Source organism: Curtobacterium sp. VKM Ac-2887, assembly GCF_015350935.1.
Classification (GTDB): Bacteria; Actinomycetota; Actinomycetes; order Actinomycetales; family Microbacteriaceae; genus Curtobacterium.
The window spans coordinates 196,647-212,052 of sequence record NZ_JADKSB010000003.1 but is presented as its reverse complement, the minus strand read 5'-3'; the positions used below and the strand labels follow the sequence as shown (position 1 = coordinate 212,052).

The 15,406-nt window shown below is 71.6% G+C and carries 19 protein-coding genes and 1 tRNA gene; 7 read left to right on the top strand and 13 right to left on the bottom strand.

Going from position 1 to position 15,406, the window contains the following annotated elements:
• Nucleotides 1–44 precede the first annotated feature (44 nt).
• A complete protein-coding gene (locus ITJ69_RS05290) occupies nt 45–485 on the top strand; it encodes a phage holin family protein (protein WP_194672200.1) in 441 nt (146 codons plus the stop codon).
• 20 nt (nt 486–505) lie between these two features.
• Here the strand turns inward: ITJ69_RS05290 and ITJ69_RS05285 are convergent, their stop codons facing one another.
• Together ITJ69_RS05285 and ITJ69_RS05280 are read right to left on the bottom strand one after the other, a co-directional pair.
• On the bottom strand, nt 506–1,012 hold the full coding sequence (locus tag ITJ69_RS05285) for a hypothetical protein (RefSeq protein WP_194672199.1): 507 nt from the start codon (nt 1,010–1,012) through the stop codon (nt 506–508).
• A 38-nt stretch (nt 1,013–1,050) separates the two neighbouring features.
• Complete coding sequence (locus ITJ69_RS05280; RefSeq protein WP_123292059.1) at nt 1,051–1,440, bottom strand: DUF5997 family protein; 390 nt, start codon at nt 1,438–1,440, stop codon at nt 1,051–1,053.
• A 33-nt stretch (nt 1,441–1,473) separates the two neighbouring features.
• On the opposite strand from ITJ69_RS05280, the gene ITJ69_RS05275 reads away from it, so the two are divergent.
• Nucleotides 1,474–2,271: a LysR family transcriptional regulator substrate-binding protein gene (locus ITJ69_RS05275; protein WP_194672198.1), complete on the top strand. Its 798-nt coding sequence runs from the start codon at nt 1,474–1,476 to the stop codon at nt 2,269–2,271.
• Nucleotides 2,268–2,738: a GNAT family N-acetyltransferase gene (locus tag ITJ69_RS05270; protein ID WP_194672197.1), complete on the top strand. Its 471-nt coding sequence runs from the start codon at nt 2,268–2,270 to the stop codon at nt 2,736–2,738. Before ITJ69_RS05275 ends, ITJ69_RS05270 begins: the two co-directional genes overlap by 4 nt.
• Before the next feature lie 46 nt (nt 2,739–2,784).
• On the opposite strand, the gene ITJ69_RS05265 is transcribed toward ITJ69_RS05270, so the two are convergent.
• From ITJ69_RS05265 to ITJ69_RS05255, 3 genes are read right to left on the bottom strand one after another with little or no spacing between them, the layout of a single operon-like run.
• On the bottom strand, nt 2,785–3,597 hold the full coding sequence (locus ITJ69_RS05265) for a DJ-1/PfpI family protein (RefSeq protein ID WP_194672196.1): 813 nt from the start codon (nt 3,595–3,597) through the stop codon (nt 2,785–2,787).
• 50 nt (nt 3,598–3,647) lie between these two features.
• Entirely contained in the window at nt 3,648–4,274 is a 627-nt protein-coding gene (locus ITJ69_RS05260; protein WP_131879351.1) for a DNA-3-methyladenine glycosylase I, read from the bottom strand.
• A 49-nt stretch (nt 4,275–4,323) separates the two neighbouring features.
• A complete protein-coding gene (locus ITJ69_RS05255; protein ID WP_131845730.1) occupies nt 4,324–4,740 on the bottom strand; it encodes a VOC family protein in 417 nt (138 codons plus the stop codon).
• 96 nt (nt 4,741–4,836) lie between these two features.
• Between ITJ69_RS05255 and ITJ69_RS05250 the strand changes: the two genes are divergently transcribed.
• A complete protein-coding gene (locus tag ITJ69_RS05250) occupies nt 4,837–5,364 on the top strand; it encodes a hypothetical protein (protein ID WP_123292053.1) in 528 nt (175 codons plus the stop codon).
• A gap of 215 nt (nt 5,365–5,579) precedes the next feature.
• Here the strand turns inward: ITJ69_RS05250 and ITJ69_RS05245 are convergent, their stop codons facing one another.
• Nucleotides 5,580–5,915, bottom strand: coding sequence for a hypothetical protein (locus tag ITJ69_RS05245; RefSeq protein ID WP_111084327.1), 336 nt, complete (start codon nt 5,913–5,915; stop codon nt 5,580–5,582).
• A 22-nt stretch (nt 5,916–5,937) separates the two neighbouring features.
• The gene (locus ITJ69_RS05240; RefSeq protein WP_123292052.1) at nt 5,938–7,608 is read right to left on the bottom strand and encodes a sodium:solute symporter family protein; all 1,671 of its coding nucleotides are present in this window, start codon (nt 7,606–7,608) and stop codon (nt 5,938–5,940) included.
• A gap of 143 nt (nt 7,609–7,751) precedes the next feature.
• On the opposite strand from ITJ69_RS05240, the gene aroQ reads away from it, so the two are divergent.
• On the top strand, nt 7,752–8,195 hold the full coding sequence (gene aroQ, locus ITJ69_RS05235) for a type II 3-dehydroquinate dehydratase (protein ID WP_123292051.1): 444 nt from the start codon (nt 7,752–7,754) through the stop codon (nt 8,193–8,195).
• A gap of 299 nt (nt 8,196–8,494) precedes the next feature.
• Nucleotides 8,495–9,547, top strand: a complete 1,053-nt coding sequence (locus ITJ69_RS05230) for a Gfo/Idh/MocA family protein (protein WP_228504879.1) — start codon at nt 8,495–8,497, stop codon at nt 9,545–9,547.
• A 115-nt stretch (nt 9,548–9,662) separates the two neighbouring features.
• Here ITJ69_RS05230 and ITJ69_RS05225 read toward each other — a convergent pair whose 3' ends face one another.
• Nucleotides 9,663–10,259 (bottom strand): NAD(P)H-dependent oxidoreductase, encoded by a 597-nt coding sequence (locus tag ITJ69_RS05225; RefSeq protein WP_165901113.1) that lies wholly within the window; start codon nt 10,257–10,259, stop codon nt 9,663–9,665.
• An 89-nt stretch (nt 10,260–10,348) separates the two neighbouring features.
• On the opposite strand from ITJ69_RS05225, the gene ITJ69_RS05220 reads away from it, so the two are divergent.
• Entirely contained in the window at nt 10,349–10,861 is a 513-nt protein-coding gene (locus ITJ69_RS05220) for an MSMEG_6728 family protein (RefSeq protein ID WP_194672194.1), read from the top strand.
• A 69-nt stretch (nt 10,862–10,930) separates the two neighbouring features.
• On the opposite strand, the gene ITJ69_RS05215 is transcribed toward ITJ69_RS05220, so the two are convergent.
• The 5 genes from ITJ69_RS05215 to nadB form a co-directional block, all read right to left on the bottom strand.
• Nucleotides 10,931–11,012, bottom strand: a tRNA-Ser gene (locus ITJ69_RS05215).
• 322 nt (nt 11,013–11,334) lie between these two features.
• Nucleotides 11,335–11,601, bottom strand: a complete 267-nt coding sequence (locus tag ITJ69_RS05210; protein WP_131921776.1) for a hypothetical protein — start codon at nt 11,599–11,601, stop codon at nt 11,335–11,337.
• Nucleotides 11,602–11,694: 93 nt separating this feature from the next.
• Nucleotides 11,695–12,870 (bottom strand): cysteine desulfurase family protein, encoded by a 1,176-nt coding sequence (locus ITJ69_RS05205; protein ID WP_194672193.1) that lies wholly within the window; start codon nt 12,868–12,870, stop codon nt 11,695–11,697.
• A gap of 2 nt (nt 12,871–12,872) precedes the next feature.
• Nucleotides 12,873–13,751 (bottom strand): carboxylating nicotinate-nucleotide diphosphorylase, encoded by an 879-nt coding sequence (nadC, locus tag ITJ69_RS05200; protein ID WP_194672192.1) that lies wholly within the window; start codon nt 13,749–13,751, stop codon nt 12,873–12,875.
• Nucleotides 13,748–15,379 (bottom strand): L-aspartate oxidase, encoded by a 1,632-nt coding sequence (gene nadB, locus ITJ69_RS05195; protein ID WP_194672191.1) that lies wholly within the window; start codon nt 15,377–15,379, stop codon nt 13,748–13,750. The genes nadC and nadB overlap by 4 nt, the downstream gene beginning before the upstream one ends.
• Between the last annotated feature and the right edge of the window lie 27 nt (nt 15,380–15,406).

Below are 15,406 nucleotides of genomic sequence, written 5' to 3'. Positions count from 1 at the left end.
TCACAGCAGGTGGACGCGATCACCGCGCCCCGGACAGGAGACCCATGAGCACCACGGACCACGACGACACCACGACCAGCAGCAAGCCGTCCTTCCGCGACACCGTCACCGCCGGCCTGGTGCAGAAGGCGCTGGAACCCGTGCTGCGCGCCGTCCGTGACGAGGTGGCCTCGGCTCGGCGGGAGATCAGCGAACGGGCGAACGGCGCGAAGACCGGGCTGGTGCTCACCGGCGCCGCGGTGGCCTTCGCACTGACCACACTCGTGCTGCTGGCCGGCCTCGTGGTGGCACTCCTGGCCCTGGCGCTGCCGATCTGGGCGGCGACGGGGATCACGTTCGTGGTGTTCGCCGTCGTCACCGCCGTCCTGTTCGTCGTCGGACTCCGAGGCATCCGACGGGGCGTGCCGCCGGTGCCGAAGGACACCATCCGCGCAGCGAAGGACCGTGTCACGCACACGGTCGACTCGTCGGCAGCGACCGACTGAGCCCCGACAGCGCTCGAGCGCTACATCGCGAGGGTCATGCCGACGACGGCGACCGTCATCGCGAAGACCTCGCCGCTGCGTACGGCCCGGCGGTCCTCCTGCGCCCACTCGTGCCGCAGCAGCCACCCGCTGAACGCGCAGTAGCCGATCACGCCGGCACCGAGCACCGCGGACAACGCGATGCCGTGCCCGGCGTGCCCGTCGGTGACACCGGTCGCGTGGCCCATCAGGAGCATGCCGGCCATCACGACCGCCGACAGCGCGCGGTGCACGTCCATCGGCTCGGCGCGGCGGCCGTCGGCACGGCGTCGGCGCATCACCGGCAGCGGCGCGAGCAACAGCAGGAGCGTCGCCGCGAAGAGCGTCCACACCGCACCGGCGTGCACCACGGGCATGAGCATCGCGACGAGCATCACCGCAGCCGGCACGATCACGCCGGGGCGCGGTCGGTAGCGGTCCCCGACGATGCAGCACACCGACGCGAACTGCGGCACGACGAGCATGGCGTCGGCGACGGTCTCGTGCACGGCGGGTCCTCAGCTGCGGCGGCGCGGTGCCGGGCGGGTCAGTCCTCGGCGCGGGCAGCGGCCTTGGCGGCGCGCTCCTGCTTCACACGGGCGTTCTCGACGTGCACGGCGGCCTGCGTCTCGCGCTCGCGGACGAGCCACTCGGGCTTCTGCTCGAGCAGCGTCTTGATCTCCGCCGTGGTGAGCGCGTCGTCGATCCCCGCACGGGTCAGCCCGGAGATCGAGATGCCGAGCTTCTGCGCCACGACGGGTCGCGGGTGCGGGCCGTCGCGTCGGAGGTCCTCGAGCCACGTCGGGGGTTCGGTCCGGAGCTCGTCGAAGGCGGTCCGTGTGACGGGAGCGCCCTGGAAGGACTCCGGAGCGGCCGCCAGCAAGATGCCGAGCTTCTTCGCAGCCGTTTCGGGCTTCATGGTCTGTTCCTGCGCCATGCCCCCTAGAGTACGGCCCCTATGCTCGTCTGCATGACCGCGGCACTCACCATCGCATTCGTGCCCGGGGTCTCCCCGGCCAAGTGGGCCCGTGTCTGGCGGGATCGACACCCCTCGATCGAGCTGCGACTGCGGCCGATCGGGTCCGACGACGTCGACGACACGCTCGCCGGCGAGGTCGACATGGTCTTCGCACGCATGCCCGTCTCCGACCAGCACAACGCCATCCCGCTCTGGACCGAGACCGCCGTGGTCGCGATGCCGAAGGACTCCCCCCTCGCCGACCTGGCCGAGGTGGACCTCGCCGACGCCGAGGTGCACGTCGTCGACGCCGGTCCGGTGCCGGCCGACATCGCCGCCGCGCTCGACCTGGTCGAGGCGAACGTCGGCGTGGTCGTGCTCCCCCAGTCGCTCTTCCGCGCGGCGAGCCGCAAGGACCTCGTCGCGCGCCCGCTCTTCGGCGCCCCCGGCACGCAGATCGCGCTGGTATGGCGTGACGAGGACGCCACTGAAACCACCGAGGAGTTCATCGGCGTGGTCCGCGGACGCACCGCCAACAGTTCGCGGAACCAGCCGACCGGCACCGATCGCGACGTCGAAGAGGCCCTGCGTGCGACGCAGGCCGGCTCGAAGGCCGGCGGCGGATCGGGCAAGGGCGGTTCGGCCAAGGGCGGAGCGGGTGCCGGAGGCGCCGGCGGCAAGGCGAAGGCCAAGTCGCCCGGCAGCGGCAAGTCCGGCAGCGGCAAGAAGTCGAACACCGGCAAGGGCCCCACCCCCGGACGCGGGAAGATGCGCGGCAAGCCGAGCCGGGGTTCGAAGGGCAACCGATGACGGACACGCGCCTGCAGGAGATGCCGGCCACGCGCCTCCCGGCCTGGCTCGACCGGACGATGGCCGAGTACGTGGCGTCGCGGATGCAGGCGGGTGAGACCCGCGAACAGGCCGAGGCGAACAAGCAGAAGTCGCTCGACCAGTGGTTCCCGGGCGGGTCCCCGGCCGACGGACACCTGGTGTGGGACGTCCTCGACCAGGACGACACCGCGGTCGGGTACCTCTGGATCGGCCCGTTCGCTCCGGGCGGGACCGACTGGTGGGTGTTCGACGTCGAGATCGACGAACCGCACCGTCGTCGCGGGCACGCGCGCCGCGCACTCGACCTCGGCCACCAGGCCGCAGCGGAGCACGGCGCGACGAGCATCGGGCTCAACGTGTTCGGCTACAACACCGGCGCGCAGGACCTGTACGCCTCGCTCGGGTACGAGGTCACGGCGACGCAGATGCAGAAGCCGCTGGTCTGAGGGTTCTGCCGCTGGGTTCTGCCGCTTCGTCGCGGCAGGTGCTTCGTCACGGCAGGACGGCAGCCGCTGCGCGGGTGACCCGGTCCCCGCGAGCTGCCTCGGCCGCAGCCCGTGCACGGGCGACCACGACGGCGTCGGCGCGCTCCGCGGAGCCCGCGTCGAACGGCGGCTGCGGGTCGTACTCGATCTGCAGCTGGATCGCCTCGGCCGCTGCCTGCCCCGCGAGCTCGGCCGCCAGCCACAGCGCCATGTCGATGCCCGCACTGACGCCGGCCGCCGTGACGACGGCACCGTCGTCGACGATCCGCTCGTCGACCGGTTGCGCACCGAACGCCTCAAGCATCGGCTTCGACGCCCAGTGGGTCGTCGCACGCTTGCCGGCGAGGAGTCCCGCGGCACCGAGGACGAACGCGCCCGTGCAGACCGAGGTCACCCAGGTGGCGCGCTCGGCCTCGCTCCGGACGAACCCGATGACCTCGGGGTCGAGCATCGCGTCGAAGGCACCGTCACCGCCGGGGACCACGAGGACGTCCGCCGGACCCGCGTCGGCGATGGTCGTCGTCGGGACCAGCGCGAACCCGCAGTCGGTCGGCACCGGGTTGAGCGTCGCCGCCACGTACTCGACGCGTGCGCCGGGCACCCGGGAGAGCACCTGCGCCGGGCCGGTGAAGTCGAGCTGCGTCAGGTCCGGGAAGAGCAGGAAGGCGATCCGAACCTCGGCGGGGTCGTGACCCGGCGCCGTCGCCGCGTCCCCGGCCGTGTCCGGCGCGGGGGCGGGCACGTCGACGGGCACGTCGACGACGTCGGCGTCGACCGGGTGGACAGGACGCACGCGCGGGTTCGGCTGGTCGGTGCTCATGCCGCGACCCTAGCCCGGTGCCCTCGCCGGCGGTGGGGTCGGCGTCCTGGTCAGTTCCAGACGCCCGAGGTCCCGCGCCGGTGGCTGCCGAGCAGGTGCGTGTCGACGATGCCGAGCGCCTCCATCAGGGCGTGCATCGTGGTCGGACCGACGAACGCGAAGCCGCGCTTCCGCAGTGCCTTCGACAGTGCGACGGACTCGTCGGAGGTCGTCGGGACCTGGGCGTACGACTCCGGTTCGGGCGTCGTCGCCGGACGGAACGACCAGACGAAGTCGGACAGCCCGCCGTCCTGCCGCAGGGCGACCGTCGCGTTCGCGTTCGTGATGGTCGCGAGGATCTTCGCCCGGTTCCGGACGATGCCGGCGTCGGCCATCAGCCGAGCGACGTCGTCCTCGCCGAAGCCCGCGACGGTGTCGGGGGCGAAGTCCGCGAACGCCGCACGGAACGCCGGACGCTTCGCCAGGATCGTGCGCCAGGACAGGCCGGACTGGAATGCCTCGAGTGACAGCCGCTCGAACACCCCGCGCTCGTCCCGGACGGGCATGCCCCATTCGGTGTCGTAGTAGTCGCGGAGCAGCTCGTCCGTCGATGCCCACACCGGCCGGGCGAGTCCGTCGTCGCCGATCACCAGGTCGGAGTGGGGCGCGGGCTCGGTGGCTGCGGGCTCGGTGCTCATCGCACCATCCTGGCGTGCGCCGCCGACACCCTCGTTGCCGACCGTGTGGTCACTCGGCCGGCGGGCCGTCCTGGGCGGCCTGCGGGTCCATCCACACGTACTCCCACCGGTGGCCGTCCGGGTCGGTGAAGCTCCGCTGGAACATGAAGCCGAGGTCCATCGGCGCGCGGTCCTCGCTCCCGCCGGCCGCGACGGCGGCGTCGACGATGCGGTGCACCTCGTCCTTCGACCCGGCGGTGAGCGAGTTGATGACCTCGACGGTGCCGGCGTCGGCGATCGTCTTGTCGGTGAAGTCGGCGAACTTCGCGTGGGTGAGCACCATGACGTAGATCGTGTCGCTGATGACGATGCACGCAGCGGTGTCGTCGCTGAACATCGGGTTGATCGAGTAGCCGAGGGCTTCGTAGAACGCCTTCGAACGGTCGAGGTCGGTGACGGGCAGGTTGATGAAGACCATCGTGTCCATGGGGAGGTTCCTTTCGTCACGCTCAACCTGGCCCGTGGCGCGGCGATGCGCAACCGTTCCGTCGCGGTACGGCCTGATACGCAATATGCTGGGCCGATGCGGGCGTACGTCGATGAATCGGAGCCGGGCGGCGGACGCGACCACACGACGTACGTCATGGCGGCCGTGGTCATCACGGCATCCGCCTGCGAAGCGGCACGTGTGGACGTGCGGGCGGCGACACCGAGGCGGATGCGGAAGCTGCACTGGTACGAAGCCCTCCCCGGTCAGCGGCTCTCGTGGCTCGACCTCCTCCGACGGGCTGTCGAGATCGTCGTCGTCCGCTACGAGGGAGCCGCTGCGCGCGCCGAACGGCGACGACGCCGGTGCTTGGAGCGACTCGTCTGGGAGCTCGAGGTGCGGGGCGTCACACTCCTCGTCCTCGAATCGCGAGGGAGGGCACGAGATGACGGCGACCGGTCGATGTTCGATGCCCTTCGACGACGAGGAGTCGGCGTTCCGGTGCGACACGAGCACGTCCGCGGGGTCGATGAACCACTGGTCGCACTGGCTGATCTTGCTTGCGGTGCGCACGTGGCGGGCCTCGACGACGAGCTCGACAGCACCCTTGTCCGCGTGGGGTGAACGACCCTGGACAGCGCAAAACCCCGGTCCCGCGCTGGCTGCAGGATTCTCCGGGGCTCACTTTCGACCGAGCAGCACGCGGTCGACATATCAATTTTACGAGTCCAGCGCGGGCCACGTCAAGTGATCCAGGACACCGACTCGGAACGACGAAGCCGCTGTCGAGCGACAGCGGCTTCGTCGTTCCGAGTCGGCTCAGTGGCGCGCGCCCGAGGTCAGGCGGACGCGCGGCCCTCGCCGGCAGCCTTCTGGTCGGCCTCGGCCTCGGCCTGGCCGATGATGTCCTCGGCCGGCACCGGGTTCAGGCGGTCCCAGAGGAAGAACAGCAGGCCGCCGACGAGCATCGACAGTCCGACCCACAGGTTGATGTGGATGCCGCCGGTCTTCTCGGGGTCGGTGTCCCAGTGGACGATGCCGACGATCGTCACGATGACGCCGTATAGCACGAACAGGCCGCCGAGGATGCGGCGCAGGTCGAGACGACGGGTCGAACGGACGAGGGCGGCCTTCTGCTCCTCGGTCAGCGCGCCGGGGGTGGTGGTGTCACTCATGGTCGGTGATCTCCTTCGCGGATCAGAGGAACGGCAGGTACAGGACGACGCACAGGATCAGTGCGACGGTGCCGAGCAGTGCGGGCGAGCGGTACCAGGCGGTGTCGGTCGCGACGGAGTCGCCGTGCAGGTCGATCTTGCCGATGCCGTAGACCAGACCGCCGAGCTCCTTCTCGTCCTTGGGCGTGGTGAACATCGAGACGATGAACCCGACGATCAGGACGGTCACGAACGAGATGATCGCGCCGTACAGGGTCTCGGCGGTCGCCGTGGCGAACAGGTCCGGGTTCACGAGGTACGCGATCCAGGTGATCGTCGGCGTGACGATGCCGAGCACGTAGCCCCAGAGCGCACCCTGCGTGGTCATCCGCTTCCAGAGCAGACCGAGGATGAAGACGGCGAACAGCGGCGCGTTGAAGAACGAGAACAGCGTCTGCATGTACGTCATGATGTTCGACGCCTGGGCCGCGATGAACGCGGTCGCGATGCCCACCAGGACGCCGACGACGGTGACCCAGCGACCGGTCTTCAGGTAGTGGATGTCCGGCATGTTCGGCTTGATGTAGCGCTGCCAGATGTCGTACGTGAAGACGGTGTTGAACGACGAGACGTTGGCCGCCATGCCGGCCATGAAGGACGCGAGCAGGCCGGTCACCGCGACGCCGAGGACACCGGTCGGCAGGTACATCTGGATGAGCTTCGGGATCGCGTCGTTGTAGGTGAGCGAGCCGTCGGCGAACTGGTTGCCGACGACCGCCGCGGCGATGAGGCCGGGGATCACGACGATGGCCGGGATGAACAGCTTCGGGATCGCGGCGATGAGCGGCGTGCGGCGCGCTGCGGACATGTTCTTCGCCGAGAACGCGCGCTGCACCTCGGTGAAGTTGGTGGTCCAGTACCCGAAGCCGAGGACGAAGCCCAGGCCGAGCACGATCGCGAGCCAGTTGGCGCCGATCGGGTTGGTCACGTCGCCGAAGCCGGTGCCGGCCCACGCCTGCAGGTGCTGCACGCCCTGGGTCTTCACGATGGCAGACGACAGCCCGTCCCAGCCGCCGACGCGGTGCAGACCGACGATCGTCAGCGGGATGAGCCCGGCGATGATCACGAAGAACTGCATGACCTCGTTGTAGATCGCGCTGGAGAGCCCACCGAGGGTGATGTAGACGAGCACGAAGCCGGCGGACACGACGATGGCCAGCCACTCCGGCCAGCCGAGCATCGCCTCGATGACGATGGCCATGGCGTAGAGGTTGATGCCCGCGATGAGCACGTTCGACACCGCGAACGCGATCGAGTTCACCAGGTGCGGGGCCTTGCCGAACCGGCGGAGCATGAACTCCGGCACCGACCGGACCTTCGAGCCGTAGTAGAAGGGCATCATCACGAGCCCGAGGAACACCATGGCCGGCACCGCGCCGACCAGGTAGTAGTGCAGGGTCGCCATGCCGATCTGGGCACCGTTGGCGGCCATGCCGAGGATCTCGGTCGCACCGAGGTTCGCGGACACGAAGGCCAGGCCCGTGATCCACGCCGGCATCGAGCGCCCGGACAGGAAGAAGTCCATGCTCGTCCGGACCTGTTTGCGGGCGGTGAACCCGATCCCGATGACGACCGCGAAGTACACGATGACCATCAGGTAGTCGACCCAGCCCAAGTCGAGCCGGATCCCTTCGTTCGCTGCAGCGAGAACCATTCAACATCTCCACGTCAGTGTGTTGCAGTCGACAACTCCGCCGACCCGGACGGAGACGTTACACCGAATTGTGACCGTTCACATAGCCGAGGCATGTGTCTGCCCGGCGGTACCCCGTGGCCCGCGATCGCTAGGCTCGCCCCATGACCGACCAGGCGCGCATCCTCGTCCTCAACGGACCGAACCTCGACATCCTCGGGCGGCGCGACCCGGAGCAGTACGGCACCGTGACGCTCGCCGAGCTCGAGGCGATCGTGCACACCGAGGCTGCCGTGCACGGGCTGGACGCGGACTTCCGGCAGACGAACCGCGAGGGCGAACTGGTCGAGTGGCTGCACGAGGCCCTCGACGACTTCGCCGCCGTGGTGATCAACCCCGCGGCCTACGCACACACCTCGGTCGCGCTGCACGACGCGGTCGAGGCGCTGTCCGTCCCCGTCGTCGAGGTGCACCTGTCGAACACGTGGAAGCGCGAGCCCTTCCGGCACGTCGACCACGTCGCCACCGCTGCGACGGCGGTCATCGCCGGCGCGGGCGCCGACGGCTACCGCCTGGCCGTCGCACACGTCGCGTCCCTCATCGCCTGACGCCCGTCACGCCGCACGGGCGTCTCTCGCCCCGCCCCCGCCGAGGTTCCGAGATCTCGGAACCTCGGCGCCGCTGCCGCCTCGGAGTGGAACCTCGGCGTCACGCGGACGGCAAGTCGTGGAACCCGGCGGTCGCGCACGTCGCGCACGTCGCGCACGTCGCGCCCGTCGCGCGCGCACGTCGCGCCCGACACGTGCGCAAAAGGCGGACGGGAGGCCCGTGGCGGGGCCGCAGCGGGCCTCCCGTCCGCCTCGTTGGAACGTTCCCAACTCTGGCTGGACGCGCTAGGTTCATATGTATGGACAAAGTGCGCATCGGACTCGTCGGCTACGGCATCGGAGGGCGGGCGTTCCACCGCCCGTTCCTGCTGGACGCGGCAGGCATCGACCTCGTCGGCGTCGTCGCCCGCTCGGCCGCGAAGCGCGAGCAGCTCGCGACCGACCTGCCCGGCGTCACCGTGCACGACTCCCTCGGTGACCTGATCGCCGCGGGCGTCGACGCCGTCGTCGTCACCACTCCCCCGTCCACCCGGCGCGAACTCGTCCTGCAGGCGATCGCCGCCGGGGTCGCCGTCGTCGCGGACAAGCCGTTCGCCCCGGACCCGGCCACCGCGCACGAGATCCGGCAGGCCGCGGCCGACGCCGGCGTCGTGATCACGCCCTTCCACAACCGCCGCTGGGACACCGACCTCACGACCCTCAGGAGCGTGCTGGACGCCGGACGGGTCGGGACGCCACTGCGCTTCTGGTCCCGCTTCGACCTGGTCGAGCGGCACGGCATCGCGACCGGCATCGGCGGCGGCGTGCTCTCCGACATCGGCTCGAACCTGGTCGACCAGGCCGTGTCGTTGTTCGGACCGATCGCCCGGGTGTCCTGCACGCTCGACGTCCGCGATGCCCGCTCGCTCGGCCGTGACCAGGACGGCCAGATCGACGCCGGCTTCACGCTCGCAGCGACGCACGTGTCCGGCGTCGAGTCCGTCCTGACGTCGAACAAGGCCGGGTGGCTGGGTGCACGGCAGCTCCGCCTCGACGGTGTCGACGGGACGTACGAGGCCACGAGCACCGACGTGCAGGCACAGGCAGCCGTGGCGGGTGCGTCACCTGCCGACGACCGGTCGACCTGGGGAGTCGAGCCCTCGCCCGGGACCCTCACGACGGAGTCCGGCACGGTCGACGTCCCGTCGGCGCAGAGCTCCTACACGGACTACTACGAGCGGTTCGCGCGTGCCGTCCGCGGGCTCGGTCCGGTGCCGGTGCCCGTCGACGACGCGGTGCACGTGGTCGAGGTGCTCGACGCGGCGCGCCGGTCGGCGGTGTCGGGCGAGACGGTCACCGTCCCCGCTCCGTAGGCGTTCTTTCCCACGACATCTGCGATGCGAGGTCGATTCGGGCGTACCTGGTGAGAACTCCAGACCAGGTACGCCCGAATCGACCAGGAACGCGCGGGAGAGCGGCGGCCCCGTGTCAGAAGTCCGCGGGGCGCCGCACGTCGGCCAGGCCGGCGGTGGCGAAGCCCCCGCGGATGATCGGGATCGCCCGGCGCACGGCCTGGTCGATGCGGAGTTCGAGGTCGACGTTGCCGATGTCGTAGCCACCTTCGCGCTTGGTGAAGTCGCGCTCGTTGCCGAACACCCCGATCGGCAGCGTCGTCGACTGGAAGAAGCCGAACAGCGGGCGCATCTGGTGCTCGACGAGCAGGGCGTGACGGTCGCTGCCGCCCGTCGCGGTCAGCAGGACCGGGGTGTCGACGAGGTCGTACTGCCCGATCCAGTCGAAGAACAGCTTGAACGCGCCGGAGTAGGCGGCGCGGAACGCCGGGCTGCCGACGACGAGCACGTCGGCGGCCTCGACGGTCTCGAGTGCCGCCCGGGTGCGCTCGGACATCGCCTCGCGCGAGGACGCGGCACCGAGGTCGGCCAGGAGCGGGCCGATCTCGATGGTCTCGGTGCGGGCTCCCTCGATCTCCTGCCCGAGGCGCGCCACCGTGGCCGCGACCAGGGTGGACGTCCTCGAGGGGTCCGAAGGGCTACCGCTGACGCCGACGACCAGTTCTCCACTCATGCGGTCGATGCTCACACGCCTGCCGCCGGGGCGGTCCGCGTGTGACGACATGTGTCGGGTGCCAGGCCCCCCGGGTACCGTCCCGCGGCATGCAGACGTTCTTGCCGTACGCCGACTTCCGGGCCTCTGCCGAGGTCCTCGACGACCGACGTCTCGGCAAGCAGCGCGTTGAGACCCTGCAGGTGATGCGGGCGCTGACACTGCCGGGGTACGGCTGGCAGCACCACCCGGTCACCGCGATGTGGCGCGGCTACCGTCCGGCGCTGATGGCGTACCAGGAGGCGACGTGCCGCGTCTGGCTCGACCGCGGGCACGTGGACACCTGCCTGGAGAAGACGCTGCTGGACCTCGGGCGGGTCCCGGAGGACCTGGCGGCGTACGAGCGCGGCGACGTCCCGATCCCGCCGTGGAACGACGACGAGGCCCTGCACGCGTCACACCGCTCGAAGCTGGTGCAGAAGGCGCCGGAGCACTACCGCGTACTGTTCCCGGACGCACCCGACGACCTCGACTACGTCTGGCCGGGCACGCCGGACGCCCCGGGCAGCACGGCCGCAGCCGTCACGCCACCGGGATCCACCGCGCACCGTCACGACGCGTGACGACGTCGGAGCGGATCTCGACCACGTCGCGGAGGCCGTGCACGGCCCGGTCGCGCACGACCGCTGCCGTGGCGTCGTCGTCGGACTCGAACCGGACGACCGCGCACGGCACACCGCGCAGCAGGCGGACGTCCTGCGCCTCGACCACGGCGTGCTCGGCGACCAGCCGGGCCGCAGCGGGCAGGACGGCGTCGGGCGCGGTGCCGGCGGCGAGCGCGCCGATCGCCAGGGTCACACGGTACGAGGGCATGCTCCGACGGTAGCGGGAGCGGGAGACACCGGGAGCCCGCCGTGGGCTGCAGGGGAACTGACGTCGTTCAGGGGGTCGACGTCGGCCCACGGCGGGTCGCGGTGTGTGGCGGGACGCGACGACAGGGGGAACGTCGCGCCCCGCTCCGGATGTCGATCAGGGGTATCGGCATCCGGTCTGGGGCACCGGCCGGGTCACGGGAGGAGCCGGGCGGTGTCGGACCTCAAGGGTGTTCGGTGTCCTCTCGGTACCGGTCCGTCTCGATCGGTGCGGGCATCGACCGTCGAGCGGCGGCGGGTCGGATCATGGGGAGCAGGGCGCTCCCGACGGTCGCGAGGGCTCCGACGGCGGCGATCAGCCCGAGGGGGGCGGTGCCGAGGTCGTGCTGCGCAGCCAGGGCGAGCGCGACGAGGGTCGCCGGTGCGGGCAGGAGCTGGACCGCTCGGAAGCGGTCGTCCCGTCGTGTCCGGGTCATCATCACGTTTGCCATGTGGACACTCTGGCGCAGATTCCGTGTCCGCATAAGGGGGGACACGACCCCACTCATGGAGTAGAACGTCTAGTACACCCTGCGTTCGACACGTCAGCCGAGTGCGCGGACGGTGGCCACGGCGTCCGCGACCGCTCCGACGACGACCGGTACGTCCTCCGCGGCGAGTGAACCGTCGAAGGTGAGTCGGAGCGCGGTCCGGGCGACCTCGTCCGGGATCCCGAGCGCGGTGAGCACGTGCGACGCCTCGGTGCTGCCCGCGGCGCAGGCGCTGCCCGACGAGGACACGACGTCGCGCTGTTCCAGCTCGAGCAGCACGGTCTCGCCGTTGACCCCGGGGAAGCAGAACGACGCGTGCCCGGGCAGCCGGTGCTCGCGCGACCCGGTCACGAACGCGCCGGGGACGGTGGCGAGCACCCCGTCGAGCACGGCGTCACGGACGGTCGTCGCGGCGGCGGAGGCAGCAGAACCACCGGAGGCAGCAGCACCGCCGGAGGCAGCAGCACCGCCGGAGGCCACCAACCCGAGCGCCGTCGCGACCGCCACCGCGCCGGCGACGTCCTCGGTGCCGGAGCGTCGGCCCCGCTCCTGTCCCCCGCCGTGCAGCAACGGTTCGACGGGCACCCCCGACCGGACCGCGAGCACGCCGGTCCCCTTCGGCGCCCCGAGCTTGTGCCCGGACAGCGACAGTGCGTCGACGCCCAGGACGTCGAGCCCGACCAGCAGCCACGGCGCGGACTGCACGGCGTCGGTGTGGAAGCGCGCGCCGACCGCGTGGGCCTCGGCGGCGAGCGCCGGGACGTCCTGCACGGTGCCGATCTCGTTGTCGGCGTGCGCGATCGACACGAGGGTCGTGTCCGGCCGGAGCGCCGCGCGCAGCACCGACGGGTTGACCAGGCCGTCCGACGCGACCGGCAGCACCGTGACGTCGAAGCCGTGGAAGCGTGCCAGGTACGCGCAGCTCTCGAGCACGGCCTCGTGCTCGATCGCGCTGGTGACGACGTGGCGTCCGCGTGGGGCGGCGAGCGCGATACCCTTGACCGCGGTGTTCGCACCCTCGGTCCCACCCGTGGTGAAGACGACCTCGGCCGGTCGGCAGCCGAGCACGCCGGCGACCGTGGCCCGTGCAGCCGCGAGCCCGCGCGCGGCCTCGTTCCCGACACCGTGCGTCGACGACGGGTTGCCGAACACCCCGGTCAGGTACGGCCACATCGTCTCGAGGACCTCGCGGCGGACGGGGGTCGTGGCCGCCCGGTCCAGGTAGAACACGGTCAGTCCCCGGCCGCCACCGCGATGTCGAGCCCGAGGTCGAGCGCCCGGGCCGAGTGGGTGAGCGCCCCGACCGAGATGACGTCGACCCCGGTCGCGGCGATGGCCGCGACGGTGTCGAGGGACACTCCGCCCGACGCCTCGACGAGCGCACGACCCGCGACGATGCCGACACCTGTCTCGAGCTCGGCCGGCGTGAAGTTGTCGAGCATGATCGTGTCGACTCCCGCCGCGACGACGGGCTCGATCTGGTCGATGCGGTCCACCTCGACCTCGACGTGCACGGTGTGCCCGAGCCGGTGCCGTGCGGCGGTGATCGCGTCACCGATGCCGATGCCACCGGCGAGCAGCACGGCCAGGTGGTTGTCCTTCGCCAGCACGGCGTCGGACAGCGACGTGCGGTGGTTGTGCCCGCCGCCGCAGCGCACGGCGTACCGCTCGAGCGCACGGAGGCCTGGCGTGGTCTTCCGGGTGTCGACGATGCGCGCCGAGGTGCCCGCTGCGGCCGCGACGTGGGCCGCGGTGGCGGTGGCGATCCCCGACATGCGCTGCACCAGGTTCAGCGCGACCCGCTCGGCGCGGAGCACCGAACGCGCCGACCCCGTCACGGTGGCGAGCGTGTCGCCGGCGGTGAACGCGGACCCCTCGTCGGCGTGCAGGGTCGCCCGGATCGACGGGTCGACCGCGTGCATGACCGCCACGAAGACGGTCCCGCCGCTCAGTACTCCGGACTCACGGGCTGCGAGCGTCGCCGTCGCGGTCGCGTCGGCCGGGATGAGCGTCTCGCTGGTGACGTCGCCCCAGGGCGCGTCCTCTTCCAGCGCGGTCTCGATGACGCGGCGGAGGGCGTGCGGCGGGATGGTGCCGGGGTCGATGGTCATGCGGGAACCTCCTGCGGAACGGCGATGTGTCGAGTGACCGTCTCGGCGACCCAGGCGTACGAGGCCGGGGCTGCTGGATCGGTGTCGGGGTGGTCGGTGCGGGCGTGGGCACCGCGGGACTCCGCGCGGGTCTCGGCGGCGAGCGCCACCAGCCGTGCCAGGTCGAGCAGTGCGCGGTCCTCGTGCTCGCGCACGCCACCGGTGGCGGGCGCGGTGAGCGCGTCGAGCTCGCGCCGGGCGCTCGCCAGTCCGGTCGCGTCACGCAGCAGCCCGACGCGGTCGGTCATGACGGCCTGGACCGCCTGCCGGACGGCACCGACGTCGTCGAGGTGGGTCGCGCCTCCAGGCAGGGTCTGACGGGAGGCGCGGATCACGTCCGCCGCTCGGGGAACGCTGGTCACGCGCAGGTCTGCGTTCCCCCGCAGGCGGAGCAGGCCGGGCCGGGGTCCGGCGACCGCGTCCGCTGCGCGGACCGCGAAGACGAGTCCCTCGAGCAGGGAGTTCGAGGCCAGTCGGTTCGCGCCGTGGACCCCGGTGCAGGCGGCCTCGCCGATGGCCAGCAGCCCCGGCAGGCTGGTGCGCCCCTCGGCGTCGGTGGCGATGCCGCCCATCGAGTAGTGGGCCGCCGGGGACACCGGCACACCCTGCCGGGTCCAGTCGAAACCGGCCGCACGGGTGGCCCGGGTGAGTCCGGGGAAGCGTCCGGTCAGGAAGTCCGCGCCGAGTCCGGTGGCGTCGAGGAGCACGGGTGCGCCGCCCTGGTCGCGGACGGCGGCGGCGATGCCGCGGGCGACGACGTCGCGCGGTGCGAGCTCGGCGTCCGGGTGCACCGACGCCATGAAGCGCCGTCCGCGCGCGTCGCGGAGGACGGCTCCCTCGCCGCGGACGGCCTCGGAGACGAGCCCGCCGTCCGGCACCGCGAGGCGGGTCGGGTGGAACTGGACGAACTCCAGGTCGGCCACCACCGCTCCGGCACGCCACGCGGCGGCCACGCCGTCCCCCGTCGCCACGAGCGGGTTGGTGGTCTCGCGGTACAGGTGTCCCGCTCCCCCGGAGGCGATCACGACGGCGTCGGCGTCGATCCGTCGGGGCTCGCCGAGCAGGTCGAGGACGTCGATGCCGACGACGGTGCCGTCGCGCACGACGAGGTCGGTGAGGCAGGTGCGCTCGAGGATCGTGACGTGCTGGCGGTGCAGCGCGTCGATGAGCGTACGCTCGATCGCCGCGCCGGTCGCGTCGCCGTCGGCGTGCACCACGCGCCAGCGTCCGTGCGCGGCTTCGCGCCCGCGGGCCAGGTCGTCGCCGTACCGGTCGAGTGCCGACGGGTCGGTCGAGCGGTCGAACGGCACACCGAGGGCGAGCAGGTCGCGGACCCGGGCTGGCCCGTCGGTGCAGAGGACCTCGACGGCGCGCGCGTCCGCGCTGCCGGCTGCCGCGACGTGGGTGTCGGCCTGGTGCAGTGCCGGCGAGTCGTCGGCTCCGAGCGCCACCGCGACCCCGCCCTGGGCGTACGCGGTGGCACTGTCGGCGAGCGCGCCCTTCGTCACCAGCGTGACGTCGTGGACGGCGCTGGCACGGATCGCTGCGGTCAGTCCGGCGATGCCGGAGCCGACGATGACGACGTGCACGGTGGTCTCCCTCGGTCGTTCGGGTTC